26 protein-coding genes and 1 pseudogene are annotated in these 25,827 nt (G+C 74.1%); 14 read left to right on the plus strand and 13 right to left on the minus strand.

What is annotated here, in order from left to right; translation table 11 throughout:
• Positions 1 to 5: 5 nt before the first annotated feature.
• The 3 genes from ssuE to ACFYQQ_RS13615 form a co-directional block, all read right to left on the minus strand.
• The gene (gene ssuE / locus ACFYQQ_RS13605) at positions 6 to 560 is read right to left on the minus strand and encodes an NADPH-dependent FMN reductase (protein WP_355784735.1); all 555 of its coding nucleotides are present in this window, start codon (positions 558 to 560) and stop codon (positions 6 to 8) included.
• Positions 561 to 594: 34 nt separating this feature from the next.
• Positions 595 to 1,719 carry a dimethylsulfone monooxygenase SfnG gene (gene sfnG / locus ACFYQQ_RS13610; protein ID WP_356164269.1) on the minus strand — a complete coding sequence of 375 codons (1,125 nt, stop codon included), beginning with the start codon at positions 1,717 to 1,719 and terminating at the stop codon, positions 595 to 597.
• A gap of 231 nt (positions 1,720 to 1,950) precedes the next feature.
• The gene (locus tag ACFYQQ_RS13615; RefSeq protein ID WP_355794513.1) at positions 1,951 to 2,034 is read right to left on the minus strand and encodes a putative leader peptide; all 84 of its coding nucleotides are present in this window, start codon (positions 2,032 to 2,034) and stop codon (positions 1,951 to 1,953) included.
• Between the two features lie 137 nt (positions 2,035 to 2,171).
• Between ACFYQQ_RS13615 and ACFYQQ_RS13620 the strand changes: the two genes are divergently transcribed.
• The 3 genes from ACFYQQ_RS13620 (at position 2,172) to ACFYQQ_RS13630 (ending at position 4,605) form a co-directional block, all read left to right on the plus strand.
• Positions 2,172 to 3,113, plus strand: a complete 942-nt coding sequence (locus tag ACFYQQ_RS13620; RefSeq protein ID WP_356164271.1) for a LysR family transcriptional regulator — start codon at positions 2,172 to 2,174, stop codon at positions 3,111 to 3,113.
• A 183-nt stretch (positions 3,114 to 3,296) separates the two neighbouring features.
• Entirely contained in the window at positions 3,297 to 4,172 is an 876-nt protein-coding gene (locus tag ACFYQQ_RS13625; protein ID WP_356164273.1) for an MEDS domain-containing protein, read from the plus strand.
• Positions 4,173 to 4,179: 7 nt separating this feature from the next.
• Positions 4,180 to 4,605, plus strand: coding sequence for an ATP-binding protein (locus ACFYQQ_RS13630; RefSeq protein ID WP_356164275.1), 426 nt, complete (start codon positions 4,180 to 4,182; stop codon positions 4,603 to 4,605).
• Between the two features lie 110 nt (positions 4,606 to 4,715).
• On the opposite strand, the gene ACFYQQ_RS13635 is transcribed toward ACFYQQ_RS13630, so the two are convergent.
• The 3 genes from ACFYQQ_RS13635 to ACFYQQ_RS13645 form a co-directional block, all read right to left on the minus strand.
• Complete coding sequence (locus ACFYQQ_RS13635) at positions 4,716 to 4,910, minus strand: hypothetical protein (RefSeq protein WP_356164277.1); 195 nt, start codon at positions 4,908 to 4,910, stop codon at positions 4,716 to 4,718.
• A gap of 55 nt (positions 4,911 to 4,965) precedes the next feature.
• Positions 4,966 to 7,065, minus strand: coding sequence for an MMPL family transporter (locus ACFYQQ_RS13640; protein WP_356164279.1), 2,100 nt, complete (start codon positions 7,063 to 7,065; stop codon positions 4,966 to 4,968).
• Positions 7,066 to 7,204: 139 nt separating this feature from the next.
• Positions 7,205 to 7,726, minus strand: coding sequence for a MarR family winged helix-turn-helix transcriptional regulator (locus ACFYQQ_RS13645; RefSeq protein ID WP_356164281.1), 522 nt, complete (start codon positions 7,724 to 7,726; stop codon positions 7,205 to 7,207).
• Positions 7,727 to 7,875: 149 nt separating this feature from the next.
• On the opposite strand from ACFYQQ_RS13645, the gene ACFYQQ_RS13650 reads away from it, so the two are divergent.
• Positions 7,876 to 9,411, plus strand: coding sequence for an SDR family oxidoreductase (locus ACFYQQ_RS13650; protein WP_356164283.1), 1,536 nt, complete (start codon positions 7,876 to 7,878; stop codon positions 9,409 to 9,411).
• 100 nt (positions 9,412 to 9,511) lie between these two features.
• Positions 9,512 to 10,885, plus strand: a complete 1,374-nt coding sequence (locus ACFYQQ_RS13655) for a cryptochrome/photolyase family protein (protein ID WP_388904571.1) — start codon at positions 9,512 to 9,514, stop codon at positions 10,883 to 10,885.
• 50 nt (positions 10,886 to 10,935) lie between these two features.
• Here ACFYQQ_RS13655 and ACFYQQ_RS13660 read toward each other — a convergent pair whose 3' ends face one another.
• Entirely contained in the window at positions 10,936 to 12,177 is a 1,242-nt protein-coding gene (locus ACFYQQ_RS13660; RefSeq protein ID WP_388904573.1) for an NAD(P)/FAD-dependent oxidoreductase, read from the minus strand.
• Positions 12,178 to 12,336: 159 nt separating this feature from the next.
• On the minus strand, positions 12,337 to 13,362 hold the full coding sequence (locus tag ACFYQQ_RS13665) for a MerR family transcriptional regulator (RefSeq protein WP_356164289.1): 1,026 nt from the start codon (positions 13,360 to 13,362) through the stop codon (positions 12,337 to 12,339).
• Positions 13,363 to 13,471: 109 nt separating this feature from the next.
• On the opposite strand from ACFYQQ_RS13665, the gene ACFYQQ_RS13670 reads away from it, so the two are divergent.
• From ACFYQQ_RS13670 to ACFYQQ_RS13685, 4 genes are all read left to right on the plus strand, one after another.
• Positions 13,472 to 14,065 (plus strand): sigma-70 family RNA polymerase sigma factor, encoded by a 594-nt coding sequence (locus ACFYQQ_RS13670; protein ID WP_356164291.1) that lies wholly within the window; start codon positions 13,472 to 13,474, stop codon positions 14,063 to 14,065.
• A 154-nt stretch (positions 14,066 to 14,219) separates the two neighbouring features.
• Positions 14,220 to 14,804: a sigma-70 family RNA polymerase sigma factor gene (locus tag ACFYQQ_RS13675; RefSeq protein WP_355787911.1), complete on the plus strand. Its 585-nt coding sequence runs from the start codon at positions 14,220 to 14,222 to the stop codon at positions 14,802 to 14,804.
• Positions 14,801 to 15,553 (plus strand): anti-sigma factor, encoded by a 753-nt coding sequence (locus ACFYQQ_RS13680; protein WP_356164293.1) that lies wholly within the window; start codon positions 14,801 to 14,803, stop codon positions 15,551 to 15,553. The genes ACFYQQ_RS13675 and ACFYQQ_RS13680 overlap by 4 nt, the downstream gene beginning before the upstream one ends.
• 311 nt (positions 15,554 to 15,864) lie before the next feature.
• Positions 15,865 to 16,305, plus strand: coding sequence for an SPW repeat protein (locus ACFYQQ_RS13685; RefSeq protein ID WP_356164295.1), 441 nt, complete (start codon positions 15,865 to 15,867; stop codon positions 16,303 to 16,305).
• Between the two features lie 89 nt (positions 16,306 to 16,394).
• On the opposite strand, the gene ACFYQQ_RS13690 is transcribed toward ACFYQQ_RS13685, so the two are convergent.
• Both ACFYQQ_RS13690 and ACFYQQ_RS13695 read right to left on the minus strand, forming a co-directional pair.
• Positions 16,395 to 17,309, minus strand: coding sequence for an NAD-dependent epimerase/dehydratase family protein (locus ACFYQQ_RS13690; protein ID WP_388904577.1), 915 nt, complete (start codon positions 17,307 to 17,309; stop codon positions 16,395 to 16,397).
• A gap of 106 nt (positions 17,310 to 17,415) precedes the next feature.
• A complete protein-coding gene (locus tag ACFYQQ_RS13695; protein WP_356164299.1) occupies positions 17,416 to 18,375 on the minus strand; it encodes an NAD-dependent epimerase/dehydratase family protein in 960 nt (319 codons plus the stop codon).
• A 187-nt stretch (positions 18,376 to 18,562) separates the two neighbouring features.
• On the opposite strand from ACFYQQ_RS13695, the gene ACFYQQ_RS13700 reads away from it, so the two are divergent.
• A complete protein-coding gene (locus ACFYQQ_RS13700; RefSeq protein WP_356242759.1) occupies positions 18,563 to 19,309 on the plus strand; it encodes a TetR/AcrR family transcriptional regulator in 747 nt (248 codons plus the stop codon).
• A gap of 82 nt (positions 19,310 to 19,391) precedes the next feature.
• On the opposite strand, the gene ACFYQQ_RS13705 is transcribed toward ACFYQQ_RS13700, so the two are convergent.
• The gene (locus tag ACFYQQ_RS13705; protein ID WP_356242756.1) at positions 19,392 to 20,186 is read right to left on the minus strand and encodes a GNAT family N-acetyltransferase; all 795 of its coding nucleotides are present in this window, start codon (positions 20,184 to 20,186) and stop codon (positions 19,392 to 19,394) included.
• 556 nt (positions 20,187 to 20,742) lie between these two features.
• Between ACFYQQ_RS13705 and ACFYQQ_RS13710 the strand changes: the two genes are divergently transcribed.
• On the plus strand, positions 20,743 to 21,426 hold the full coding sequence (locus ACFYQQ_RS13710; RefSeq protein ID WP_355795770.1) for a response regulator transcription factor: 684 nt from the start codon (positions 20,743 to 20,745) through the stop codon (positions 21,424 to 21,426).
• A gap of 38 nt (positions 21,427 to 21,464) precedes the next feature.
• Positions 21,465 to 22,166 carry a hypothetical protein gene (locus ACFYQQ_RS13715; protein ID WP_356164307.1) on the plus strand — a complete coding sequence of 234 codons (702 nt, stop codon included), beginning with the start codon at positions 21,465 to 21,467 and terminating at the stop codon, positions 22,164 to 22,166.
• A gap of 14 nt (positions 22,167 to 22,180) precedes the next feature.
• On the opposite strand, the gene ACFYQQ_RS13720 is transcribed toward ACFYQQ_RS13715, so the two are convergent.
• Positions 22,181 to 22,414, minus strand: a complete 234-nt coding sequence (locus ACFYQQ_RS13720; RefSeq protein ID WP_356164309.1) for a MarR family winged helix-turn-helix transcriptional regulator — start codon at positions 22,412 to 22,414, stop codon at positions 22,181 to 22,183.
• A 189-nt stretch (positions 22,415 to 22,603) separates the two neighbouring features.
• Between ACFYQQ_RS13720 and ACFYQQ_RS13725 the strand changes: the two genes are divergently transcribed.
• The gene (locus ACFYQQ_RS13725; RefSeq protein ID WP_356242751.1) at positions 22,604 to 23,350 is read left to right on the plus strand and encodes an MBL fold metallo-hydrolase; all 747 of its coding nucleotides are present in this window, start codon (positions 22,604 to 22,606) and stop codon (positions 23,348 to 23,350) included.
• Between the two features lie 494 nt (positions 23,351 to 23,844).
• Positions 23,845 to 24,798 carry a TauD/TfdA family dioxygenase gene (locus tag ACFYQQ_RS13730; RefSeq protein WP_356242748.1) on the plus strand — a complete coding sequence of 318 codons (954 nt, stop codon included), beginning with the start codon at positions 23,845 to 23,847 and terminating at the stop codon, positions 24,796 to 24,798.
• Positions 24,799 to 25,568: 770 nt separating this feature from the next.
• On the opposite strand, the pseudogene ACFYQQ_RS13735 reads toward ACFYQQ_RS13730, so the two are convergent.
• Positions 25,569 to 25,826: pseudogene (locus tag ACFYQQ_RS13735) on the minus strand (TetR family transcriptional regulator); the annotation flags it as partial.
• Between the last annotated feature and the right edge of the window lies 1 nt (position 25,827).

Below are 25,827 nucleotides of genomic sequence, written 5' to 3' on the forward strand. Positions count from 1 at the left end.
GGGGGTCAGCCCGCCGCGGCCAGCAGGGGCGTACGGCCGAGGGCCGCCGCGAACTGGTCGACGACCTGGGTGAGGGCCTCGGCGGCCGCGGGCGCCACGGAGATCTGGCCGTCCTCCCCCGTGGTGATGTCCTTGTCGAGGGTGAACCAGCCCTGGACGATGTGCGCGGCGCCCATGGAGCTGAGGACGGGGCGGAGCGCGTAGTCGAGGGCGAGGACGTGTGCCGTACTGCCGCCGGTGGCGAGCGGGAGGACCGTCTTGCCGGTGAGCGCGTACTGCGGGAGCAGGTCGAGCAGGGCCTTCAGCACACCGGAGTAGGCGGCCTTGTAGACGGGTGTGCCGACCACGACCCCGTCGGCGCGCGCGAAGAGCGCGGTCGCCTCGACGATGGCCGGGTGCCTGAAGTCCGCGCCGAGCAGGGCCTCGGCGGGGATCGTACGGATGTCGAGCGGGATCACCTCGTGTCCCTGGGCGGCCAGCCGGGCGTCGAGATGGCGCAGCAGCTTCGCGGTGCGGGAGGAGGCGGAGGGACTGCCGGAGACGGACAGGACGGTGGCCATGGGGCCCTCTTTCGTGAGCGGAGGTCGGTGGATGTCAGGCGTGCGAGGGGGCGGACGCGGCCTCGCCGTCGGGGAGCCGGCTCTCCAGCTCGCGTACGAGCGGCAGCACCCGGCGGCCGAAGTACTCGACCTCCTCGTGGTAGTGCAGGAAGCCGAGGAGGAGGAGGTCGACGCCGAGGCGCTTGTAGGCGACGATCCGCTCGGCGACCTGCTCGGGCGTGCCGATCAGTCCGGTGCGGAAGCCGTCGTTGTACTGCACGAGGTCCTCGAAGGCGGAGTCCTGCCACATGCCCTTGCCGTCGGCGGTGGACGCTCCGGCCTGCCGTACGGCGGCCCCGAAGCCCTCGACGGCCTCGGTGTCGGCGCGGGCGACGATCTCACGGAGGGTCTCGCGCGCCTCGGCCTCGGTGTCCCGGGCGATCAGGAAGCCGTTGAGGCCGAACTTCGGCGGCGTGCGCCCGGCTTCGGTCGCTGCCTTGTGCACGTCCGCGATCTGCTCGGTGACGCCTTCGAAGTCCTTGCCGTTGGAGAAGTACCAGTCGGAGACGCGGCCCGCCATGGCGCGGGCGGCGGTGGAGTTGCCGCCCTGGAAGATCTCGGGATGCGGCCGCTCGGGGGTGTTGAGTGGTTTGGGCTTGAGGGTGAAGTCCCGCAGCCGGTAGAAGTCGCCGGCGAGTTCGGCGTGGTCCTCGGTCCAGACGGAGCGCAGGGCGCGGATGAACTCCTCGCTGCGGCGGTAGCGTTCGTCGTGCTCCAGCCAGGGCTCGCCGAGGGCGGTGAACTCGCCCTTGAACCAGCCGCTGACGACGTTGACCGCGAAGCGGCCGCCGGAGAGGTGGTCGGCGGTGGCGCCGAGCTTGGCGAGGACACCGGGGTGCCACAGGCCGGGGTGGACGGCGGCGATGACCTTCAGCCGCTCGGTGGCGAGCAGCAGGGCGAGGCTGAAGCTGGTCGACTCGTGCTGGAACTCGGCGCCGTAGCTTGCCATGTAGCGGACCTGGCTGAGGGCGTAGTCGAAGCCGTTGTTCTCGGCGAGGACGGCGAGTTCGCGGTTGTAGTCGTAGCCCCAGTCGGTGCGCTGTTCGATCTTGCTGGTGACGAGGCCGCCGCTGACGTTCGGCACCCAGTAGGCGAATCGGACGGGTTCTGTTGCGGACACGGAGATGCTCCCGGCGTGCTGGAGGAAGGCATGACGAAAGGAGGCCCGGCATTTCTCACGGGGAAATGCGGACGGCTTCGGAATTCATGAGCCGCGACGGTCACGAGGAAAAGACGGCGCCGCGCGGAAAAGGGCGGAGCCGGTCCTTGTGCGAGTGGAAGGGGCCGGGCCGGACGCCGCTGTGAGGTGAGGCGGTCGCCGGTGCGAAGGGGACCCTACCGTCGGGAATCGTCAGGCTTCGCGACAACAGAAGGAGCTGGAGACACGCGCGAGGTCGACATGGCGTCGCCGCGTGAGGTCCAGTCGCATCTTCATGTCGTCGATCGTCGCAGCCGCCCGTCGAGGCCGTCAAGGAACGGCGGCGCGGTCTCGTCATCCGGACCGCCGAATTTCACGAAGGCGTGACAGGGAAACCCTTGAACCCCGTGCCGCGCCACCCGCATTCTACTGCCGTGCGAACAGAGCAGCTGGAATACATCGCCGCGGTCACCCGGCTCGGTTCCCTGCGCCGGGCCGCCGAGGAACTCCATCTCTCGCAGCCCGCGTTGAGCGAGACGGTGCGCAATCTGGAGCGGGAACTGGGAGTCGATCTGCTGGAACGCAAACGCTCGGGCGCGCGGATGAGCGCGGAGGGCCGCGAGCTGCTGCCGCACATCATCAACGTGCTCGACGCGGTGGACCGGCTGCGGGGCGCGGCGGGCGAGCAGCACCGCATCAGCCGTATGGTCCGCGTCGGCACGGTGAACGCGGCGACGGTGCCGCTGCTCATTCCCACCGTGCGGGAGTTCCGCGCGGCCCACCCGATGACGCAGGTGGAGGTCGTGGGGGCGCAGCAGTCCGACATCCATCGCACCCTGGCGGAGGGCGGCCTCGACCTCGGGCTGGTCAACCACCTGGACGGCGACGACATGCCGGCCGGTTTCGAGAGCACGGAACTCCTGCGCGGGCGACCGGTGTTGTGTCTGCATCCGGACAGTCCCCTGGCCGCCCTGCCGGTCGTGCCGGCGTCGGCCCTCCTCGACGAACCGCTGATCGCGATGCGCTCGGGCTACGTCATGCACCGCTACGTCCGGCGGCTCCTGGAGGGGCACGGGCCCGTCTTCTCGTACTCGACCGACGGCGCCGAGATGGGCAAGCTGATGGTCGCCGAGGGCCTCGGCTGCACGGTGCTGCCCGACTTCAGCGTCGTCGGCGACCCGCTGGAGCGGCGCGGCGCGATCACCTACCGTCCGCTCGACGACGACACGACCCGGGTCCTGCTGATGCTGCGGCGCCGCCGGGCCGAGTCCGTCCCGCGCGCGGCCCACGACCTGCACGAGGCGTTCGTCCGCAGGTCCGCCGCGCTGGGCGGGTCGCTGAGGCGCCCGGACCGACCGACGGGGGCACCGGCCTGAACTCGGCGGCCCGGCACGTGGGTTCGGCGCGCCCGCACCGACAGGTGGAAGAAGGGGAGGGAGCGCACCGTACCGCTTCGGCGGGCGCGTGGCACCGAACTCGTCGTTCCCCCTTGCGCGTCCGCCCCCGCCACTACGCTGTGTAGCACCGCGACAGCAGTCGGGAGGTGAACGGGCCTGCTCATGAGCGAGCACGAGGAGAACACGCGACATCCCGGAACGATTCCGGTCCAGCAGATGCGGCCGGGCGACCACGCGTTCTTCGGCTACGAGGGTGACACCCACGGCCGGGACGTGATGTCCGCGTTCGTGTGGGCGGGCCTGGCCCGCGGCGAGAAGGTCATCGTCTTCGGGCCCCCGCACCTGGCGGAGAGCCAGGTCTGGTCGGCCTTCGAGGAGGCGCCCGGTCCGCTGCTGGCCACGGCCCGGCGCACGGGACGGCTGTCACTGAGCAGCATGCGTCAACTCATCATGCCGGAGGCGAAGTTCACGGCGGACCGGCAGTGGGAGCGGATCACCGAGGAGACCCGCAGCGCGCGGGACGAAGGCTTCACCGGACTGCGCACCTACATCGACATGGGCTGGGTGGCGGACCTCGGGGCCGACGTCGAGGCGATGATGGACCGGGAGCGGCGGGCGGGGCATCTGTTCGCCGACGGCTTCTACAGCGAGATCTGCGCCTACGACGAGGACCGCTTCGAGGAGCCCGTGCTGCGGACCATGCGGCACGCGCACCCCCGTGATCTCCTCACCCGGATCGGGCAGTTGAGATGTCTGCACGCGGGAAGGACGCTCCACGTGGTCGGTGAGGCCGACCTGACCACCCGGGCGGACTTCGTCCGGGCGCTGCGGGACACCCTGGACCGCGCCGTCGGGGACGTCCCGGTCACGATGGATCTGCGGCGCGTCGAGTTCCTGAGCGTGCGGTGCGCGCGGGATCTGGTCCGGCTGCTCGACGGGGACTCCGGGCACCGGGTGCGGATCCGCTGCTCCGCCCGTCACGCCACCCTGCTGAGCCGCCTGGGTGCGCGACCGGCCGACATCGAAGTGTCCGGGTGATCGGCCCATGCCTCTGGACACGGGTGACGGGCATGCGCCGACCCCTCACGACGTCCTGTTGCACAGCCGGTTCGCGAGCGGCGACCTCCCGCGCCTGCGGGTGCTCGTGGAGGGGCACGCGACGCTGGCCGGGCTCGTGGAGCCGCGGCGCGACGACTTCGTCGTCGCCATGGACGCCGTGGCCACCAACGCCGTCCAGCACGGCGGCGGGGACGGGACGCTGGTCCTGCTGCGGCGGGGCGGTGAACTGGAGTGCCGGATCAGCGACCGGGGCCCCGGCTGCACCGAGGCCGTACTCGCGGACCTCCCCCACGCCCCCAAGGCGTCCGCGGAGGGCGCCGGACTGTGGCTGACCCGGCTCGTCGCCGACCGGCTCTCCATCACGCCCGGCGCCCACGGGACGACCGTCAGTTTCGCGATGCGGCTGCTCTGACGCCCGCGGCGTCCGCGTCCCGCGAGCTACGGGCCGGGCTCCCGCACCGGCCCGCGACCACTCCTCGTCGGGGGGCGGCGACGCCCTCACCCCGCTGCCCCACGTCGTACTCAGCCGCGGTCGTCGTCCCGCGCCGGGACCACCACGAGGAACGCGTCCGACTTGAGGTCCATCACCACGGTGGCGGGCTCACCCTCGGCCCGGCGGCGGGCGGCGTACTCCTCCGCCGGCCACGATCCGCGCGGAGACCCCGCTGGAAACCGCTCCAACACCTTCGCACCCATACCGGCAGACACCTCCACCATCGACTCCGCCTGGCAACTTCGTACATACCGGCTGCCCGCGTTCCGCCGGGACATGTCACTCCTGTCGGCCGCCTTCGCGCCTGCGGCTGAGCGGGCCGGGCCACCACGCGACGGGCCCGAGGTCCCGCACGAGCGCCGGTACGAGCAGGGACCGCACGACCAGCGTGTCGAGCAGCACGCCGAAGGCGACGATGAACGCGATCTGGACGAGGAAGGCCAGCGGGATGACGCCGAGGGCCGCGAAGGTGGCCGCCAGCACCACACCGGCCGAGGTGATCACACCTCCCGTGGCCACCAGTCCGCGCAGCACGCCCTGGCGCACCCCGTGGCGCAGCGACTCCTCGCGGACCCGGGACATCAGGAAGATGTTGTAGTCGACGCCGAGGGCCACCAGGAACACGAAGCCGTACAGGGGGACGGAGGCGTCGGTGCCGGTGAAGCCGAAGCCGTGCCGGAAGACGAGGGCGGAGACGCCCAGCGTGGCGAGGAAGTTGAGGGCGACCGTGGCCACCAGCAGGACCGGCATCAGCAGCGAGCGGAGCAGTCCGGTCAGGATGAGCAGGATGATGGCGAGCACCACGGGGACGATGAGCGTGCGGTCGCGCTCGGCGGTGTCCTGCGTGTCGTACTGCTGCGCGGTGTAGCCGCCGACCAGCGCGTCCGCTCCGGGCACGGCGTGGACCGCCTCGCGCAGCCGCGCCACGGTGTCCTTGGCCGCGTCGCTGTCCGCGGGGGCCCGCAGCGTGACGTCGAGGCGCGCCCTGCCGTCGACGACCTGCGGGTCTCCCCCGCCGGGCCGTCCGCTCGCCGTGACCGGCACGGCCGAGACGACGCCCTCGGTACCGCGCGCGGCCGCGGTGACCCGCGGGAGGCGGTCCGCGTCGGCGACGACCACGGCCGGGTTGCCGGAGCCGCCCGGGAAGTGACGGCCGAGGGTCTCCTGCGCGGCGACGGAGGGGGCGTCGTTGACGAAGGTCTCGTCCAGGGGGACCCCGCGCGCGGTGAGCGCCGGTGCGAACGCGGCGCAGACGAACAGCGCGGCCAGCGCGGACGCCCACACCTTCCGGGGCGCGCGGTCCACGAGCGCCGCGACCCGGCGCCAGATGCCATGTCCGCCTCCGCCGGCCTCGGCGGAGCGGGGCTTGGCCGGCCAGTAGGCGGCGGGACCGAGGAGGACCAGCGCGGCCGGCAGGAAGGTCAGCGTGCTCAGTACGGCGCAGACGATGCCGATGGCGCCGACGGGCCCGAGGGCCCTGTTGTTCGTCAGGTCGCTCAGCAGCAGGGCCAGCAGGCCGAGCGCCACGGTCCCGGCGCTCGCGACGATGGCGCCGCAGGACCGGCGCAGGGCCGCCCTGGCGGCCGTGAACCGGTCGTCGCGGGCGGCGAGTTCCTCGCGGTAGCGCGCGGTCAGCAGCAGCGCGTAGTCGGTGGCGGCGCCGATGACGAGGATGGACAGGATGCCCTGCACCTGGCCGTCGACGCGTACGACGTCGTGGTCGGCGAGGACGTAGACGACGGCACAGGCGAGGCCGAGCGCGAAGACCGCGCCGATCATGATGACCAGGGGCAGCAGCAGGCTGCGGTAGACGAGCAGCAGGATCACCAGAACGGTCAGCAGGGCCACCCCGAGCAGCAGCCCGTCGATGCCGGCGAACGCGTCGGACAGGTCGGCCTGGCTGGCGGCGGGGCCCGCGATCTCGACGGTCGCACCGGGGACCTGTCCGGCGGCCGTGCGGATCCGGTCGAGTGCCGTGGGCAGTTCCTCGCCGAGGCCGGGCTCCAGCCGGACGACTCCTTGCAGGGCCTCGCCGTCCTCGGAGGGCAGGGCGGGCGACACCTTGCCGACGACGCCCGGCGCGCCGGCGAGGGAGGCCAGGGCGCGGGTGGCCGCGGCGCGCTGCCGCGCCGTCAGCTCGGCGCCGTCGGCGGTCCAGACGACGATCGCGGGCAGTGTCTCGCTCTGCCGGAACGCGCGCTGCTCGGCGATGACCTTGGTCGACTCGGCGTTGCGGGGCAGGAAGGCGGCCTGGTCGTTGGTGGCGACATCGCCCAGCTTTCCGGCGTAGGGCCCCAGGGTCGCGCCGATACCGAGCCAGGCGACGAGCAGGACGAGGGGGAGCAGCCATCGGGCTCGCCGCGGGGTGAGGGGGGACATGGTTCTCCAGGGACGAGTACAGCTATCAGGTATCTCAATGAAAAACAATCTCAATCATTGAGAAATAGTGGGTCCGGATCGTAGCCCACGCCCTCTTGTTCCGGACCAGGCGCCCGCCCGGATGCACCGGGCGGGCGGTTCAGCGGCCGGGTGACCGCACGGTGGACAGCTCCTCGTTGAGAGCCGTCAGGAAGCGGAGCACCACCGACAGCTCCTCCTCGCCGAAGCGCGAGCGGACCGTCTCGGTGGCCTGCGCGAGGGGCCGGAAGTGCGCGCGCGCCGCCGACCGGGCGTCGGGCACGTAGTGGACGTGGACGACGCGGCGGTCGGCGCTCTCCCGGACCCGGCGGACGTGACCGGCCCGCTCCAGCCGGTCCAGACAGGCGGTCACGGCGCCCGAGGTGAGCCCGAGGTGCTCGCGCAGCCGCCCCGGCGTGAGCGGCTCGGCCGAGTCGAGGATCGCGGCGAGCGCCTGGATGTCGGTGGCGTGCAGACCGTGCTCGCCGGCGAACCCGTGCACCAGGCGGTTGATCTCACCGTTCATCCGGCGCAGCTGCACCGCGAAGGCACGGAGGTCCGCGGGCGCCGTACCGGTGCGCGCCGGGTCGCCGTCGCGCTCGCGGTCACGCGCACGGTCGTCACCGTCGTCTCGTCCAGCCACGCGATCAGCCTATAGAAGTCCGCGTTCCGCCCGCGCGCGAAGGCCCCGGCCCCGGACGGAGTACACGCGCGCATCCGCCGGGGCCCTCCGCGTGGAAGAGATCGTGAAGGGGGCCGACGGAAACGGACGACATGGTGAGCGGAGAAGCGATGAGCGCTGACGAGGCCGGCCCCGGCCTGAACTGTCTGGTGACCGGCGCCACCGGCTACATCGGGGGCCGGCTGGTCCCCGAACTGCTGGCCGCGGGGCACCGCGTCCGATGTCTGGCCCGCTCCCCCGCCAAGCTCCGCGACTATCCCTGGGCGGGCGACGCCGAGGTCGTGCGCGGCGACGTCACGGACGCCGGGTCGGTCGGCGAGGCGATGCGCGGCATGGACGTCGCGTACTACCTGGTGCACGCGCTCGGCACGGGAAAGGACTTCGAGGACACCGACCGCCGGGCGGCCCGCGTCTTCGGGGAGCAGGCCCGCGCCGCGGGCGTCCGGCGCATCGTCTACCTCGGCGGCCTCACCCCCGACGGCGTGCCAGAGGAGGAGCTGTCGCCGCACCTCAGGTCCCGCGCCGAGGTCGGCCGCATCCTGCTCGACTCGGGCGTGCCCACCACCGTCCTGCGGGCCGCCGTCATCATCGGCTCCGGCTCCGCGTCGTTCGAGATGCTGCGCTACCTCACCGAGCGGCTGCCGGTGATGGTCACCCCGAGCTGGGTGCACACCCGCATCCAGCCCATAGGAGTACGGGACGTGCTGCGCACCCTCGTCGGCAGCGCCCGGATGCCCGCCGACGTCAATCGCGCCTTCGACATCGGCGGCCCCGAAGTGCTGACGTACCTCGACATGATGCGCCGCTACGCCTCGATCGCCGGTCTGCCGCGTCGTCTCATCGTGCCCGTGCCCGTGCTGACTCCCCGGCTGTCCAGCCACTGGGTCGGGCTGGTGACCCCGGTGCCGCGGTCGATCGCCCGCCCGCTCACCGAGTCGCTGCGCCACGAGGTGGTGTGCCACGAGCACGACATCACGCGGTACGTCCCCGACCCGCCGGGGCGCCCGATCGGCTTCGACGACGCGGTGCGGCTGGCCCTGCAGCGCGTGCGCGACGCCCAGGTGACGACGCGGTGGTCGTCGGCGTCCGTGCCCGGCGCGCCCAGCGACCCGCTGCCCACCGACCCCGACTGGGCGGGCGGCAGCCTCTACACGGACCGGCGCGAGCTGACGGTGGACACCTCCCCCGCGGCGCTGTGGCGGGTCATCGAGGGCATCGGCGGGGACAACGGCTGGTACTCCTTCCCGCTGGCCTGGGCCGTCCGCGGCTGGCTGGACCGGCTGGTGGGCGGGGTGGGACTGCGCCGGGGCCGCCGCGACGCCGCCCGGCTGCGGGTCGGCGACTCCCTGGACTTCTGGCGCGTCGAGGAGATCGAGCCCGGTCATCTGCTGCGGCTGCGCGCCGAGATGCGGCTGCCGGGCCTGGCCTGGCTCGAGATGTACGCCGAGGTGGGCGACGACGGGCGGACCCGTTACCGGCAGAGGGCGCTGTTCCATCCACGCGGGTTCCTGGGACACGCCTACTGGTGGAGCGTCTCGCCCTTCCACGCCGTCGTCTTCGGCGGGATGGCCCGCAACATCGCCAGGGCCGCGGAAAGGGACGCCACCGCCGGCGCGCCGGAGCCCGCGCCCTCGCACGCCCCGTGACCGCGGCGCGACGGCCCGCCCGTACCCGCGCATCCGCCGGGGGCGCCGCGCCCGAATCAGTCGGTCGTCCCCTCCCCGCCGCCCGCACCGGAGTCGCACCATGAACGTCTCGGTCGTCCTGTTCACCTCCGACCTGCGCCTGAACGACCATCCGCCGCTGCGGGCGGCGCTCGACGGCCCGGCGGAGGTGGTGCCCCTGTTCGTGCGCGACGCGGCCATCGACGCGGCCGGATTCACCGCGCCCAACCGGCTGGCGTTCCTCGCCGACTGCCTGGCCGACCTCGACGCCCAGCTGCGCGAGCGGGGCGGCAGGCTCGTCGTGCGCTCGGGGGACGTCGTCGACCAGGTGTGCAAGGTGGTGGCCGAGGCCGAGGCCGACGAGGTCCACATGGCGGCCGGGGTCAGCGCCTACGCCCACCGCAGGGAGGAGCGGCTGCGGGCCGCGCTGGAGGCGGAGGGGTGCCGACTGCACGTCCACGACACCGTGATCACGGCGGTCGCGCCGGGGACCGTCACGCCGGTCTCCGCCGACCACTTCTCCGTCTTCACCCCCTACTTCCGGCGCTGGTCCCAACAGCACCTGCGCGACGTCCTCGGCGCGCCCCGGCAGGTCCGGGTGCCCGAGGGCGTCCACTCCGAGCCGCTGCCCTCGCGCGACGCCACGCCGGGGACCTCCGAGGGGCTGGCCACCGGCGGTGAGACGGAGGCGCGCAAGCGGCTCGCGTCCTGGCTGCGCGACGGGATCGCGGGCTACGAGGACCGGCACGACGACCTGGCCGGGGACGCCACGTCACGCTTCTCGCCCCATCTTCACTTCGGGACGCTCTCGCCCGTCGAGCTGGTCCACCGCGCCCGCCGGGCCGGCGGACCGGGCTCCGAGGCCTTCGTACGGCAGCTCGCCTGGCGGGACTTCCACCACCAGGTGCTGGCCGCGCGACCGGACGCGGCCACCGCCGACTACCGCCCGCGGAACGACCGCTGGCGGTCCGGCGCCTCCGCCGAGCGGGACGTGACCGCCTGGAAGGAGGGGCGCACCGGTTACCCGCTGGTCGACGCGGCGATGCGCCAGCTGCGCCACGAGGGCTGGATGCACAACCGCGGCCGGCTGCTGACCGCGAGCTTCCTGACGAAGACGCTGTACGTGGACTGGCGCGTCGGGGCCCGGCACTTCCTGGACCTGCTGGTCGACGGCGACCTCGTCAACAACCAGCTCAACTGGCAGTGGGTCGCGGGCACGGGCACGGACACCCGGCCCAACCGGGTGCTCAATCCGGTGATCCAGGCGAAGCGCTACGACCCCGACGGCTCGTACGTACGGCGCTGGGTGCCCGAACTCGCGGGGCTGGACGCCTCCGCCGTTCACGAGCCCTGGAAACTCGCGGGCGCCGAGCGCGCCGCCTTCGACTACCCCGGCCCGGTCGTCGAGCTCTCGGAGGGGCTGGCCCGATTCAAGCAGGCCCGCAGCGGCGGCTGAGCGGAACGCCACCCCGGCCCGAGGAGGCCCGGTCCGCCGGGCCCGCGCGGCTACCGGCCCAGGTCCCGCAGGACCTCGCGGGCGGCCCGTGCCCCGCTGGCGAGGGCTCCCTGGACGGAGCCGGTGGCCCGGTGGTCCCCGCACACGTAGCGTCCCGGGGCGACGAGGGCACGGCGGCTGAGCGGCTGCGGGGGCGGCATGGCGGGCAGCGCGTCCGGCACGGTCCGCACGGTCAGCAGCTGCCAGCCGTCCGTCGGCGTCCCGTACACCTCCGCGAGGGCGTCGCGTACGCCGGCCTCACGGCCCTCGTCGTCGCCGCCGAGGACCGAGGTCGCGACCAGTGAGGAGCCGGGTGGCGCGTAGCCCGGGACCACCTCGCTGAGCACGCACGTGTTGAGGAAGCGGCGGCTGGTGTCGGTGAGCAGTGTCGGTTCGGCGAGCGGTGAGCGTTCCGCCACGTGGTAGTACGTCGTGACGACGCGGTAGGGCGGGAGGTCGAGCTCGGGCAGCAGTCCGGCGGCGGGGCCCGGCCCGGTGGCGACCACGACGGCGCGCGCGGGGACCTCGTCGCCCGCGCTCAGCCGGACCCCCTCGTCGGTGAGGCTGTCCACGGGGGACTCCAGGCGGACCGTTCCGGAAGGCAGGGCGTCCGCGAGCTGACGGGGCACGGCTCCGATGCCGTCGGCGGGCAGACAGAGGGTGCCGCGCAGCATGCTGCGCCAGACCAGGTGGAAGACGCGGCTGGAGGTCTCCAGCTCGTCCTCCAGGAAGACGCCGGAGAGGAACGGCCGGAAGAACCGCTCCACGAAGTCCTCGGAGAACCCGGCGGCGGCCAGTGCCGTCCGGGTCGTGCGATCCTGCCCGCGCTTGAGCAGGCGCGCCGGCGCGAGCATGTCGCGGGCCGAGAGGGTGCCGAGGGCGAGCAGGTCGCGGGGGCCCGCGAGCCGTCCGGGCAGCAGATCGGCCGCCATGCGGGGCGTGCGGGTCGGGTCGGCGAAGCGGAGCCTGCCCTCGTCGGTGTGGACGAGGACCCCGGGGGTGAAGGGCCGCAGGCGCAGGTCGCGCACGGACAGCCGCCGACGGGCCTGCGGGTAGGAGGTGTTGAAGACCTGGAAGCCGCGGTCGACGGTGAAGCCGCCCACCCGGTCGGTGCGCATGCGTCCGCCGACCGCGTCGGACGCCTCCAGGACGCGGACGGTCAGCCCCGAGTCGATGAGGTCCCGGGCGCAGGCGAGGCCGGCGAGACCCGCTCCGACCACCAGCACGTCCGCCGCTGCGCGGGTCCCGGCCATGGCTACCACCCTTCACAGTGTGGAGGGCGTCCCGGCGGGACGCCCGCGGGCATCCGCCGTACGCGGTCGCGCACGTGCCGCACCCCGTTCTTCCCGTTGCCCCGGTTCCGCGGATGCATGGATGCGGGAGCGCCCGAGGTCGTCGGGCCGTCGGGACGGTCAGGTGTGTGCCTCCTGGGCGCCGGTGCCGTACGTGCCGGCCAGTGCGGCGAGCGCGTCCCGCAGCCCCGGGGGCCGCAGCATCCCCTGGGTCCGGTGGCCCGCCCAGCCGGGGCCGCCGAGCACCACGACCGGCCTGCGGCGCGCGCCCTTGACGCCCCAGCGCGTGCCCGCGACGTGCCGCGCCAGCGGGAGGCTGGCGGTGGAGCGCGCCTGGGACCACAGCACGACGGCGGAGGGGCCCAGTCGCCCCACGGCGGCGGTGAGGGCCTCCGCGGGGACGGCCGAGCCGAACATCCGTGTCGGCAGGCCGGCTTCGGCGAGTCCGGCGTTGAGTGCCTCCAGCGGCAGGGTGTGCTGTTCTCCGGGGACGCAGGCGAGGACGACGGGGCCCGCCCCGGTGTCCGCGGTCTTCGGGCCGGCCGGCCAGGTCGCACGGCGCAGCGCGGTGGACATGTGCCAGGACAGCAGGTGCTCCACCTCCACGTACCGGTCCCCGGACGACTCCCACTTGCGTCCGACGGCGTGCAGCGTCGGCACCATCACGTCCTCCCAGGTGGCGACCACGCCGTGCAGTTCCACCAGGGAGGCCAGCTGCTGCTCCACGGCGGGGGCGTCGAGCCGGACGGCGGCGCGGGCGAGGCCGCGGCACTCCTGCCGGGCGTTGCCGAGGGGCAGGGCGCCGGCCGCGCGCGAGCGGCCGGGGGCGCCCGTCCCGGTGGCCGACGCCGGTCCCGGTGACGGCGGGAGTGCGCCCGCGGCCTCCTTGGCGGCGCGGGCCGCCTCGGCGGGCGGCACCCCGGACGAGGTCAGGCGGCACATCGTCTCCAGCATCGCCACGTCCTGGGGCGTCCAGCGGCGGTGACGTCCGTCGGCGCGCACCGCGGGGCCCACGCCGTAACGGCGGTCCCAGGAGCGCAGGGTCGTGGGCGACACCCCCAGCCGGCGGGCCAGGGCGCCGGTGGTGACGCCGGCCTCCGGGGGCGGCGGCTCCGCAAGCCGCCCGGACGGTCCACTCTCGCTCATGCGTCGACTATACGACGCAGAAACGATGCGAGTTGTCCTCCGTACGTGCGCTTCGGAGCATGAGACCACCGTAAAAGCGGATTGCGCCCCACCGTGAGGAGTCGTGGTCATGACGGCAACTACGTTGCCCCGGAGGGACCCTGAGGCGGAGACGATCGCCGACACGGACCTCGTCGAGGGCTTCGTGGCGGGCGACGAGAGGTCCCTGGCGGTCGCCTACCGGCGCTGGGGAGCGCTGGTGCACACCCTCGCCTGGCGTTCCCTGGGCGACACCAGGGAGGCGGAGGACGTCACCCAGCAGGTGTTCCTCGCCGCCTGGCGGGGCCGCGCCGGCTACCGCGCCGACCGCGGTGTCTTCGCCGGGTGGCTGGTCGGCATCACCCGTCGGAAGATCGCCGACGCCCTGACCGCGCGGGCCCGGCGCAGCGACCTGGTCGCCGCCGCGGGTTCCGCCCTCGCCGCCGCGGACCATTCCGCCCAGCATCCGGAGTCCGTCCTCGACCGGGTCCTCCTGCGGCACGAACTGGCGAGACTGCCCGCTCCGCAGCGCCGGGTCCTGCACCTCGCCTTCTACGAGGACCTGACCCAGACGCAGATCGCCCAGCGCACCGGCTGGCCGCTGGGCACCGTCAAGAGCCACGCCCGCCGAGGGCTCCACCAGTTGCGCAGCTGCCTCCAGCAGGAGGTGACGGCCTGGCGGTGACCGGCGCGGAGGAAGCACTGACAGCCCGTTCCGGGATGCGGTGACGGCGCGAGGGCGAGTCACCGGACCTGACGGTTCCGGCAGCGGACCAATCCGCCGCGGCACCGGCTCCGGATCAATCGTGTACCACTCGTAAGCCCTGGAGGACCGTCCCGTGAGAGAAGCCGTGGAGATCGGGAGAAACCCGTACACGGAGCCGAGTCTGCAGGAGCTGATGGGCGAGGTGGCGCGCGGGGACCAGGAGGCCTTCGCGTCCGTCTACGACGCCGTGGCGAGTCCGGTGCTGGGCATCGTGCGCAGTGTGCTGCGCGACCGGGCCCAGTCGGAGGAGGTCGCGCAGGAGGTGCTGGTCGAGGTGTGGCGGACGGCCGCCCGCTACCGGCCCGACCGCGGCTCGGTGATCAACTGGGTGCTGACCCTCGCCCACCAGCGCGCCGTGGACCGGGTGCGCTCGGTCGAGGCCTCGGTGGCGCGCGACCACAAGGCGGCCCTGCTGGAACGCACGCCCGAGTACGACGAGGTGACCGAACAGGTGGAGGCCCGTCTGGAGCGCGAACAGGTGCGGCGCTGTCTGCGCACCCTGACGGAACTGCAGCGCGAGTCGGTGACGCTGGCGTACTACCGGGGGCTCACGTATCGCGAGGTGGCGGAATTGCTGTCATTGCCGCTCGGCACGGTCAAGACCCGGCTGCGCGACGGTCTCATCCGGCTGCGCGACTGCCTGGGGGTGGCGGCGTGAGCACCGTCGACCTGCACACACTGACCGGCGCGTACGCGCTGCACGCGCTCTCCGAGGACGAGCGCGGCGCCTTCGAACGGCATGCGGCGGACTGCGAGGCCTGCACGGAGGAGGTCCGCGAACTCACCGAGACGGCCGCGCGGCTGGCCCTCGCGGTGTCGGCCGTACCGCGCCCGGAACTCCGGGCCCGGGTGCTGCAACGGATCACGACGGTCCGCCAGGACGCTCCCCGTACCGTCCCCCCGCCGCGGTCCGCGCGGTCGGCGGCCCGGGCCCGCGGCCTGTCGCGCTGGGCGCTCGCCGCCTGTGTCGCCACCGCGGCGGCGCTGGGCGGGACGACCGTCTGGCAGCACGACCGCGCGCAGGACGCACGGCAGCAGGCGCAGCGGGCCGAGCAGCGTACGGACGCGGTGGCCTCGGTGCTGGGCGCGCCGGACGCGAGGACGCGCAGCGCGAAGCTCGCGGACGGCGCCCGGGGCACGGTCGTCGTCTCCAAGAGCCTGGACGAGGCCGTGTTCATCGCCTCGGGCATGGCCGAGCCGCCCGCCGGCAAGGTGTACCAGCTCTGGTTCGACGACGCGGGGACCATGCGGTCCGCCGGGCTGATGGACCCCGGCCGCACGACGGAGGCGGTCCTGATGGAGGGGTCCGTCGACGGGGCGTCCGGCATGGGCGTCACCGTCGAACCGGCCGGCGGGTCCGCCGAACCGACCTCGTCCCCGGTGGCGCTGATGGCGCTGCCGGCCTGAGAACCGGACCGTCGGGTCCGCGGCGGCGGCCCCGTCCCCGACGGTCTTCCCAGGCGTCGCCCGCCGGTCCCCGCGACCGGCGGGCGACGCTGCATGTCCTGGCTCCTCGCGAGCACCCTCGACCTGCGCGTTCGCCTCCGGAACGGCAGCCGTGGTCCGGTGAACACCACGTCCACGCACCGCTGTCGGCGAGTTTTCCCTTTACCGCACCGCTACACATAAAGGAAAAATAAGCGCACGATGGTACTTACGCGGTGCTTACCGCACATTCTCCCAGCGGTCGAGCCCGTCAAGAGCGAAGGAGACGAGTCATGGCCGACGTCTCGCACACCCGGGGTGACATGACCGGTCACCCCGACGCCCCGGAGATGCGGGCCCGGTACGCCCGCCTGCTCGGTGGCCGCGACGTGGCGCTCGTGGACGGACCGGTGTTCCTGCTCGGTCTGTACTGCGCCGCGTCGCCGTGGATACTCCACTACACGACGAGCCAGCCCCCGCTCGTGGCGCACAACCTGATCATGGGCATCGCGATCGGCGTGCTGGCGCTCGGATTCACCAACTCGCCGGAACGGATGTACGGCCTGAGCGGCGCCCTGTGCGCACTGGGCACCTGGATGATCATCTCGCCGTGGATCGTCGGCTCCAGCCCCGACACCGGAGTCGTCCTGAACAGCATCATCATCGGGGCGCTGGCCGTGGTGCTGGGGATGGTGTGCATCGTCAACGCGACGCGGAGCACGCCTCGGGCGTGACGGAAGGACGCCACCGGCCGGGCCGGGTCGCCTCGCGCGGACCGGTCCGGCCCGGCCGGTGGGCACGGGAGGCCGCCCCGGCCGCGCGTTCAGGAGTGTCCGGCCAGTGCGGCCAGACCCTCACGCGGGGACGCGAACCTGGGGCTCCAGCCCAGTTCGCGTTCCGCCTTGGCGATGGACACGCGAAGGCTGGACGAGGCCGCGACGTGGGCGTACGACATCGGCCGCAGCAGCCACAGCGGTACGGTCATCGGCCTCGGCAGCCCGAACTCCTCGGCGACGGACCGGACATGGGCGCCGAAACCCATCGGCGTGCGGTCGGCGACGTTGTACGCCTGGCCGCCGCGGCCCCGCTCCACGGCGGCGAGCACGGCGGCCGCGGCGTCCGCGAGTTCCACCCACGGCAGGACACGGCCGCGGTCGTCGGCGACGGGAAGCGCCCGCCTGCGCAGCAGGGGCAGGAGGGCGTCGGTGCCGCCGGCCCCGTAGAAGAGGCCGAAGCGCAGGGAGACGCCCTCCAGGTCCGGGGCGTCGAACGCGAGTCGCTCCTTGGTGCGCATCGCGGCGATGTGCCGTTCCAGTTCGGGGGTCGTTCCCGGCGGCCCGAACAGGTCGTCGTCCTCGGCCAGTTCGCGCGCGCCGTGGTCGCCGTATCCGTATCCGAAGACCATGGACTCCACGACGAACCGCCGGGCGCCGGTGATCCGCGCGGCCTCGACGAGGTGGGCCGTGCCGTCGGTGCGCAGGGTGTCGGTGGCGTGCATGTCGCGGTGGCGCAGGGGCGGCCGGCTCAGCGCCGTGGCCGCGTGGACGACCGTGTCGAAGCGCCGGCCGTCGACGGCGCGCAGCAGCGCGTCCCGGTCCGTCAGGTCGGCCCGTACTCCGTTGGCGGGACCCCGGCCGAGACCGGTGACCGTGTGGCCCGCCGCGGTCAGCGCGCGGGTGACGTGGGCTCCGAGGACGCCGCTCGCGCCCGCCAGAAGGATCTGCTGGTTCGTGGTCATACGGAGGGGACGGATCCGAGGGGCCGGGATGTGACATGCCACGCCGCGTCGTGCGGCGGCCGGGACGCGGACGCCCCGGGGCTCGCGGCACTCCCGTCGCGCCCGCTCACTGGCGGGCGAGCCACTCCCCGTACCAGGCGAGCGTCGCGTCGAGCGCGTCGGCGAGCGGCGTGGGCCGCACCCCGAAGGCCTGCTCGAAGGCGGACGAGTCCACGATCTGCGGTTCCGTGTGCTGGTAGAACATCTCGGCGTACTCGGCCATGAACTGCTCGTCGAAGGGGCCGTAGGGCGCCGCGTCCTTCAGGACCACGGCGCGCACCGGGCGGCCGAGACGCTTCTCGATCAGGGCGTGGACCTCCCGGGTGGTGGGCGCGGGCGCCGTGGGCAGGTGCCAGACCCGGCCGTCGCCCTCGGGGTGTTCGCCGAGGGTGGCGAGGCCGGTGGCGACGTCCTCGATGTACGTGTAGCTGTGCGGCAGGTCGATGTCCCCGAGACCCACGGCCTCGCCGCCGGTCAGGGCGGCGGGGAACACCAGGGCGCCGAGCGTCGAGTTGAGGACGCCGGGGCCGACGAAGTCCGCGGACCGGCCGAGGACGACGCGGGCGCGGCCCTCCCGGTGGGCGGCGAGGTACTTCGCGTCGAGGTCCGCGCGCATCCGGCCCTTGCGGCTCGTGGCGTTCCACGGGGACTCCTCGGTCATCACCGCTCCCCCGGTCTCGCCGTAGGGATACAGGGTGTCGAGGACGACCAGCCGGGCGCCCGTGCCGTGCACGGCGCCGAGCAGGGCGTCCTGGATGCGCGGCATGACCTCCACCTGGAGGTGATAGGCGACGTTCACGCAGTGGTAGACGACCTCGGCGCCGGCCGTGGCGGCCGCGGCGCCCTCTTCGGTGCCGACGTCGGCACCGAAGCGCTCGACCCCTTCGAGGGCGGGTCCGGTGCCCTTGCGGTCGACGAGCCGGACGGCGTGGCCCCGGCGGACGAGTTCCCGGGCGAGCGCCGTTCCGGCCGGCCCGGATCCCAGGACGACGTGGAGGGCGCGGGAGGTGTGCGTGGCGGTGGACATACGGGGTCCTTGTCTCTGGAGGTGGTCGCACGGGTCCGCGGAGGAAGCCACGGCGTGCGGGAGAGGCGTGTCGGTGACCGCTCCTCACTTCTGTTAGACACCGTAACTCTTGCGATGGCTAGCAGCAAGAGTGGTTTCCACTCGCGGTTCGTTAGGGTGTGTAGCGGGATCGAGAGAGGAGCCGTACGTGGCCGGCAGTCAGCAGGGTCCGAGGGCCCGTTACCGCGAGCAGACGCGCGCGGAGATCAAGGACATCGCGCTGCGCCAGGTGGCCGAGGGCGGTACGGCCGCGGTGGCGCTCACGCGCATCGCCAAGGAGGTGGGCCTCTCCGGGCCCGCGCTGTACCGGTACTTCGACAGCCGCGACGCGCTGCTGAGCGATCTGATCCGCGACGCCTACGCGGACCTGGCGGCGGCGGTGACGGCGGCCGCCGGGGATCTCCCGTCTGACGCTCCGGCGCGCGAGCGGGTCCGGGCGCTCGCCGCCGGGTGCCGGGGGTGGGCCGTCGCACAGCCGCACCGCTACCTGCTGATCCAGGGCACGCCGGTCCCGGGCTACAGCGCGCCGCCCGACACGCTGGAGAGTGCCCGCGCGGTGCTCGCGCCCTTCCTCGCCGCCTTCCACGGGGCGCGTCCCGGCCCGGCGGTACGGCCGGTGGTCGCGCAGACGACGGCATGGGTGCGCGCGGACGCCGAGGTCGCCGGCTGGGTCGCCCGCAGCACGGGTGGTGCCGACGGGGAGCCTGCCGCATCGCGGGACATGGATGAGGAGGCGGCCGGGGTGGCGCTCGCCGGCGCGGTGCTCGCCTGGTCGCACCTGCACGGCGCGGTCGGCCTGGAGGTGTCCGGCCAGTTCGACGGCATGGGGCACGACGGCGGCACGCTGCTGACCGCACAGGTCGAGTCGCTCGCGGACGCGTTCGGTCTCGACTGACGGCACGGACGGGAGCGGGGCACGGGCGGCCCTCCAGGACTCAACCCTGGGCGGCCCGCGTGCCTGCGAGCGGTGACGCCGTCTACGCCGGGGCGTCCGAACCGGGGGCGTACACGTACGGCGTCGTCGTGGTCAGCGGCACGAAACCGAGGCGGGCGAGGACCGGGCGGCTCTGGCTGGAGGCGTCGACCTGCACGTAGCGGTACCCGCGGTCGGCGGCGACCCGGGCGCGGTGGGCGACCAGGGCGCGGTAGATGCCCTTGCCACGCCAGCCCTCGACGGTGCCGCCGCCCCACAGTCCCGCGAACCGGGCGCCGGGGAGGAGTTCCATGCGGGCCGCGCTCACCGGGACGTCACCGGCGAGGGCCACGACGGCGACGACGTCGTCCGCGTCGCCGGTGAGCTGGGCGAGGAGCTGGTGGCGCATACGCGAGCTGTCGGTGCCGAACGCCTGCCGGTGGACGTCCGCCACGAGGTCGACACCGGCGCTGTCGGTGACGGGCAGCAGACGTACGCCGTCCGGCGGCGCCGCGTCGAGGGCCAGGTCGCCCAGCTCGGCGACCATCAGCGTCTCCTCCGGCTCCGGGGTGAACCCGGCCGCCCGCAGCCGCTGCCCGAGGTCGTCCGGCCGGTCGTGTCCGTACAGCTTCCACTCGAACTCGCGCCCGAGACCGGTGAAGTACCGGATCTGCCCGGCGATCGCCGCGTCGGCGCTCGTCTCGTCCAGGTCCGACCAGACCACTCCGTTCCAGCCCTGCTCGGCGCCCACCTGGCGCACCACCCTGCCGACGCGTTCCACCCGGGCTCCCGGGCTGTCGGGCCGCGCGCCCTCCCGCATGTCCCGGTCGAACAGGGCCAGTACTCCCACGTGATCCATGGGGTCACTCCAGCACCCGCCGGGAGTCCCTGCAATGGGATTACGTGGTGCGATTCCCCGGGAACGGTTTCCGGCCGCGTCCGCCACGTCCGCCTCACCGGCCCCAGCGGGTGAGGCGGACGTGGTCGTCCGGCGCCTCCCGCTGTCGTGGGGGGGGGGCGCCCCGGGGGGGGGGGCCCCCCCCCCCCCCCCCCCCCCCCCCCCGGCGGCGGGGGGGGGGGGGGGGGGGGGGGCCCGCCCCCCCGGGGGGGGGGGCGGGCCCCCGGGGGGGGCCGGGGCCCCCCCCCACGACACCGGCCGACACGGGCGGTCGTCGGCGGCCGTTCGGACACGGCGTCGTCCACCATGGACTCAGTCCCAGACCGGAGAACCCCATGGCCACGACGCCGGAGCCGTACCCGGACACCCGCCCGCGCACCACCCGCACGTCGCCGGACTTCGCGCGGACCCCGCCGGACCGCGGCTGCGAAGTCGTCGGCACGCCCGAACGCGCGGGCGGCGTCACCCGGCCCCCGCTGCACCCACCCCCCACGGAATCGGAAGAGGAACGAACCCGATGACCATCCGCGTCCTGCTCGCCGACGACCAGGCCCTCCTCCGGGCCACGTTCCGCATCCTGATCGAGTCCTGCGCCGACATGGACGTGGTCGCCGAGGCCACCGACGGCAGGGAGGCCGTGGACCTCGCGCGCGCCCACCACCCCGACGTCGTCCTCATGGACATCCGCATGCCCGGCACCGACGGCCTGACCGCGACCACCACCATCTGCGCCGACCCCGAACTGGCCACGACGCGCGTGCTCATCCTCACCACCCTGGAGATCGACGAGTACGTGGCCCACGCCCTGCGGGCGGGCGCAAGCGGCTTCCTCGGCAAGGACGTCGGCGCCGACGCGCTGCTCAGCGCCCTGCGCACGGTGGCCGGGGGCGACGCGCTGCTCTCCCCGCTGGCCACCCGCGCCCTCATCACCCGCTACCTCGCCACCCCGGCGCCGGGGAGCCCGCTCGCACCCCCCGAGGCGCTGGACTCGCTCACCGCCCACGAGCGGGAGGTGCTCGCGCTGGCCGCCGAGGGCCTGTCCAACGCCGAGATCGCCGACCAGCTCGTCGTCAGCCCGCTGACCGTGCGCACGCACGTGCGGCGCACCATGGCCAAGCTCAACGCCCGCGACCGCGTGCAACTGGTCGTCATCGCCCACCAGTCCGGCCTCGTACAGCCCGCGCCACCGGCCGCGTACTGACTGTCGCCTTGCGGCCCGGGCTCGGGGATGATCGGGCCATGGCAGAGGTGATGGGTCCGGGCGTCGACGATGCCCGGGCGTGGGAGGAACGTCTGGGCTGGGCGTACGGGCTGATAGCCGCCGACCCGGCCGAACGGGACGCGGCGCAGGAGCGGTTGGCCGCCGCCCGGCGCAGCACCGGCCTCGCCCGCCGGCGCTTCGACGAGGCCTGGCGGCTGGCCTCGGGGCAGGGAGTGCGGTCGCCGCTCGACGCTCCCGCGGTGCGGCGGGCGCACGACGAGTACGTCGCGGTCCAGCGGCGGTCGCTGCCCGACGGGCTGTGGGACGGCCCGCACCGCGCGGAGATCGCGGGGTGGCCGGGGCTGCCGTACGCGTTGCTGTTCCTGGAGTGGGAGGCGCGGTACCCGCAGGAGTGGACGCGGTACGCGAAGGCCTGGGGCACGAAGCAGGCCCTGATCCGGGACGTGGCCGCCGCGGCCGGGGACGAGACGGTGCGGGCGAAACTCGTGGACCTGACCGCGACCGTGGTCGGGCGGGCGTACCGCTGCAAGGACCGGGAGTACGTGCGGGTGGCCAGGGCCGTCGACGGCGAGGAGCTGCGCGGGCGCCTCGCCGGGGCACGGGAGTCGGACGACCCCTGGGCCCGGCTGCACGCCGGGTACCTCCTGTGGATCCTCGACCGCCCCGGGGTGCCGAACTCGCGGCACGTGTGGCGGACGTGGCTGGCGGAGGCCGGCTGACGTCCGCCCCCGTGTCAGGGTGCCGGGTCGAACGGCGGCCGGCCCCAGTCGGCGGTCAGGGCCTGCCGCAGCGCGTCGGCGCCGGCCTTGCCGATGCCGTCGGCGAGGACCGACTCGACGACGGCGATGGCCGCCTGCGCCCGCTCGGGGACGCGGCGGCCCTCGGTGGTGGTGCGGATCAGCCGTCTGCGGGCGGAGTCGGGGTCGGGAACCTGCCGGAGCAGGCCCATGGCGATCAGCCCGTGCAAGACCCTGTCCCTCCTCCGGCAGGTCCCTCCGACGCACGGTCGAGTCGCCGTCGGCGCGCGGAACCGGTGGCGGTCGGCGCGTGCGCCGCGAACTCGCCCGGGGTCCGCATCGGCTCGTCATCCGCGCGCGATAGCTTCGCCCTGACGCGGCCGGCCCGGCCGTGCGAGGTCCACAGCCGCGGGAGAGCCATGCGCGAGGACGCGATCGTCCAGGTGGCATCCGGAGTCCACCTGGTCCACGGAAGCGACACGAACTGGGTCGTCCTGTCCGACGGCGACGCGGTCACGCTGGTCGACACCGGCTACCCGGGTGACCGGGCGGCCGTCCTCGCCTCACTGCGGGCCCTGGGCCACGCGCCGGAGGCACTGACCGCCGTACTGATCACGCACGCACACAACGACCACCTCGGCTCGGCCGAGTACCTGAACCGCGCCTTCGGCGTCCCGGTCCATCTGCACGAGGCCGAACTCCCGCACGCGCGGCGCGAGTTCCTGCATCAGGTGTCCGTGGGACAGGTGATGCGGCAGGCGTGGCGGCCGGGCGTGCTGCCCTGGTCGGTGCGGGCCCTGCGGGCGGGCGGCAAGGCGGACGTCCGCGTGACGCGGCCGCTACCGTTCCCGGCCCCGGGCCCGCTCGACCTGCCGGGCCGCCCCGTGCCGGTCCACACCCCCGGCCACACGGCCGGTCACTGTGTCTTCCACCTCCCGGACGCCGGCGTCGTGATCTCCGGTGACGCGCTGGTCAGCGAGCACCCCACGTCCCGGGTCAGCGGTCCGCAGCTGCTGCCCGCCATGTTCGACGCCGAGCGCGAACAGGGTCTCGCGGCGCTGGGGGACATCGAGGGTCTCGCCGCCGACGTGCTGCTGCCGGGGCACGGTCCGGTGCACCGCGGGCCGGTGCACGCGGCGGTGCAACGGGCCCGGGAACTCGGCTAGGAGGCGGTTCGCGGCCCGGCTCGCCGCCGGTGTCACGGGAAGGCCCGGCCGCCGCGTTCGTGCCGTGGAGGTCGCTGCCGCTGGTCGCGGCCGCGCCGGCCGTCGTCGCGCTGGGGCGCCGGCGGGCGTTTCCGGGCGGCGGGCCGCTTGAGACGTCCCACCGAGGGGCCGGATCCGGCGGCATCGTTGCGGCGGTGTGAACATCGCGCACGCCGTCCGGGCCGTCGGCCCGCTTCCCGGCCCCTCACCCTGACATCCAGAAAACAGCAGGTCAGCGGGCATGTACGGGTGCGGGACGGACGGCTCCGGGGGACCGAGCCGTCCGCGGGGCGGCCCCTGTCGGGCGGCCGGTCCGTCCTTGACGGGTCTTCGCGGGCGCTGCGACGCTCGGGGCCGAGCCCGCGCCCCCACCTCCGGTTCCGCGGCTCCTCAGCTCCTCCTTCCTCCTCCGCGAGACCGCTCCGTCTTCGCGCGTCCCCGAAGGGAAACCAGCCATGGCCTCCGCACCCGCGCTCGACGCCTCCCCCGGCCGGCAGGTCACCGTCCAGCGGCTCGGCGGGCGGCTCGGTGCCGTGCTCTCCGGGATCCGGCTCGGGGGCGACCTCGCGCCCGGCACCGTGGCGGCCGTCCGGGCGGCCCTGCTCCGGCACAAGGTGGTCTTCCTGCGCGGCCAGGACCACCTCGACGAGGAGAGTCACGAGGCGTTCGGACGGCTGCTCGGCACCCCCGTCGCCCATCCCACGGTGCCGTCCGCGGACGGGCGTTACGCCCTGGGGATCGACTCCGACCACGGCGGCCGCGCCAACCAGTGGCACACCGATGTCACCTTCGTGCCCGCGTACCCGGCGTTCTCGGTCCTGCGCGCGGTCGTGGTCCCGCCCTACGGCGGCAACACCCTGTGGGCCAACACGGCCACGGCGTACGAGAACCTGCCCGCGCCGCTGCGCGCCCTCGCCGACTCGCTGCGTGCCCTGCACACCAACGACTACGACTACGCGGCGCTGCGCCCCGACGCCGTGCCGGAGCAACTGGAGAAGTACCAGCGGGTGTTCACGTCGACCACGTTCCGCACCGAGCACCCGGTCGTGCGTGTCCACCCCGAGACGGGTGAACGGGTGCTGCTGCTCGGCAGTTTCGTGCAGCGCCTGGTCGGCCTCGCCGCCGCCGACTCGCGGGCGCTGCTCCAGTTGTTCCAGTCGCACGTCGAACGCCCGGAGAACACCGTGCGCTGGCAGTGGCAGGCCGGTGACGTGGCGATCTGGGACAACCGGGCGACCCAGCACTACGGCGTGGACGACTCCGACGACCACGAGCGCAGGCTGCGCCGCGTCACCGTCGACGGTGACGTGCCCGTCGGTGTGGACGGACGCCCCTCGGTGCTGGTGGAGCCCGCGGCGGTGCCGGACCCGGGGTTCGGCATCCCGTCGGGCGCGTCCGGCGCCGTCTGAACTCCGCCCGGGCAACGGGCGGTTCAGCGGAAGCGGTCGAGCAGCGCGTCCAGTCCCGCCGCCAGACCGGAGGGCCCGCCCCGCTCGGCGAGAACGACGGCGACGGCACGCAGCCGGGGCAGCTCCCGTGCGGAGATGCGGTGCAGTCCCAGCCGGAACGCGGGGTCGGGTTCGGCGGGATCGTCGTCCATGGCGCGCAGTTCGACCAGCAGGTAGCCCAGCAGCCACGCGGTGAAGGCCCGGTGCAACGCGACCGTGCGCTCCTCGTCGAAGCCCGCGTCGTGCAGCAGGGCCAGCACGCGCTCGTCGCTGCGCAGGACCGCGGCGGGGCGGCGGGCCAGCGGCGTGGACAGGAGCCGGGTGGCCAGCAGCGGGACGACGTGGGGATGGCGCATCGCGACCCGGTGGGCGGCGAGCGCGATCCGGTGCAACTCACGGACCCACCCGTCCCCGGCCGGGCCGCTCGCGTCCGAGGGCCCCCTCCCGTCCGCCGGACCACTCCTGTCCAAGGGACCGCCCTCGTCCGCCGGCAGGCTCGCGCCTGAGGGCCCGCCCCCGTCCGCCGGGTGACTCACGTCCGGGCCGCCCGGGAAAGGCCCCTCGTCGGGGGCCTCGGGAGCGACGGGTCCGAGCGTCGGGGGCTCCTTGCCCGGACCCGCGGAATTCGCGGGGCCATCCGCGCCGGGTACGTCGCCGGGGCGCCCGGGAGCGGCCGGGCCGTCCGTCGCGGGTGGGTTGCCGCGTTCCCCTCCGGTCCGGCGCCGCCCGGTCGCGAGTTCCGCCTCCAGTTCGAGGCAGAAGCCCTCGACCAGCCCGTCGAGCAGGGCGTCCTTCCCCGACGCGTACCGGTAGAGGGCCATCGCCTCCACCCCCAGCTCCGCGCCGAGCTTGCGCATGCTGAGCCCCGAGAGCCCGTCGCGGTCGACGATCTCCAGGGCGGAGGCCAGCACACGCTCCCTGGTCAGCCGTCCGTAGCGCCCGCGGTCACTGGCCCGGCGGCCCCCGCCGCCTTCTGTCCCGTTCGGCATG

The sequence above is a fragment of the Streptomyces sp. NPDC005496 genome (assembly GCF_042872045.1).
In the GTDB taxonomy this organism is placed as follows: Bacteria; Actinomycetota; Actinomycetes; order Streptomycetales; family Streptomycetaceae; genus Streptomyces.

Coding starts and splice junctions, on each gene's coding strand:
- ssuE (WP_355784735.1), bottom strand. CDS start 560: ATGGCCACCGTCCTGTCCGTCTCCGGCAGTCCCTCCGCCTCCTCCCGC.
- ACFYQQ_RS13615 (WP_355794513.1), bottom strand. CDS start 2,034: ATGAAGATGCGACTGGACCTCACGCGGCGACGCCATGTCGACCTCGCG.
- ACFYQQ_RS13625 (WP_356164273.1), top strand. CDS start 3,297: ATGAGCGAGCACGAGGAGAACACGCGACATCCCGGAACGATTCCGGTC.
- ACFYQQ_RS13630 (WP_356164275.1), top strand. CDS start 4,180: ATGCCTCTGGACACGGGTGACGGGCATGCGCCGACCCCTCACGACGTC.
- ACFYQQ_RS13635 (WP_356164277.1), bottom strand. CDS start 4,910: ATGGTGGAGGTGTCTGCCGGTATGGGTGCGAAGGTGTTGGAGCGGTTT.
- ACFYQQ_RS13640 (WP_356164279.1), bottom strand. CDS start 7,065: ATGTCCCCCCTCACCCCGCGGCGAGCCCGATGGCTGCTCCCCCTCGTC.
- ACFYQQ_RS13650 (WP_356164283.1), top strand. CDS start 7,876: ATGAGCGCTGACGAGGCCGGCCCCGGCCTGAACTGTCTGGTGACCGGC.
- ACFYQQ_RS13655 (WP_388904571.1), top strand. CDS start 9,512: ATGAACGTCTCGGTCGTCCTGTTCACCTCCGACCTGCGCCTGAACGAC.
- ACFYQQ_RS13660 (WP_388904573.1), bottom strand. CDS start 12,177: ATGGCCGGGACCCGCGCAGCGGCGGACGTGCTGGTGGTCGGAGCGGGT.
- ACFYQQ_RS13665 (WP_356164289.1), bottom strand. CDS start 13,362: ATGAGCGAGAGTGGACCGTCCGGGCGGCTTGCGGAGCCGCCGCCCCCG.
- ACFYQQ_RS13670 (WP_356164291.1), top strand. CDS start 13,472: ATGACGGCAACTACGTTGCCCCGGAGGGACCCTGAGGCGGAGACGATC.
- ACFYQQ_RS13685 (WP_356164295.1), top strand. CDS start 15,865: ATGGCCGACGTCTCGCACACCCGGGGTGACATGACCGGTCACCCCGAC.
- ACFYQQ_RS13690 (WP_388904577.1), bottom strand. CDS start 17,309: ATGACCACGAACCAGCAGATCCTTCTGGCGGGCGCGAGCGGCGTCCTC.
- ACFYQQ_RS13695 (WP_356164299.1), bottom strand. CDS start 18,375: ATGTCCACCGCCACGCACACCTCCCGCGCCCTCCACGTCGTCCTGGGA.
- ACFYQQ_RS13705 (WP_356242756.1), bottom strand. CDS start 20,186: ATGGATCACGTGGGAGTACTGGCCCTGTTCGACCGGGACATGCGGGAG.
- ACFYQQ_RS13710 (WP_355795770.1), top strand. CDS start 20,743: ATGACCATCCGCGTCCTGCTCGCCGACGACCAGGCCCTCCTCCGGGCC.
- ACFYQQ_RS13715 (WP_356164307.1), top strand. CDS start 21,465: ATGGCAGAGGTGATGGGTCCGGGCGTCGACGATGCCCGGGCGTGGGAG.
- ACFYQQ_RS13725 (WP_356242751.1), top strand. CDS start 22,604: ATGCGCGAGGACGCGATCGTCCAGGTGGCATCCGGAGTCCACCTGGTC.
- ACFYQQ_RS13730 (WP_356242748.1), top strand. CDS start 23,845: ATGGCCTCCGCACCCGCGCTCGACGCCTCCCCCGGCCGGCAGGTCACC.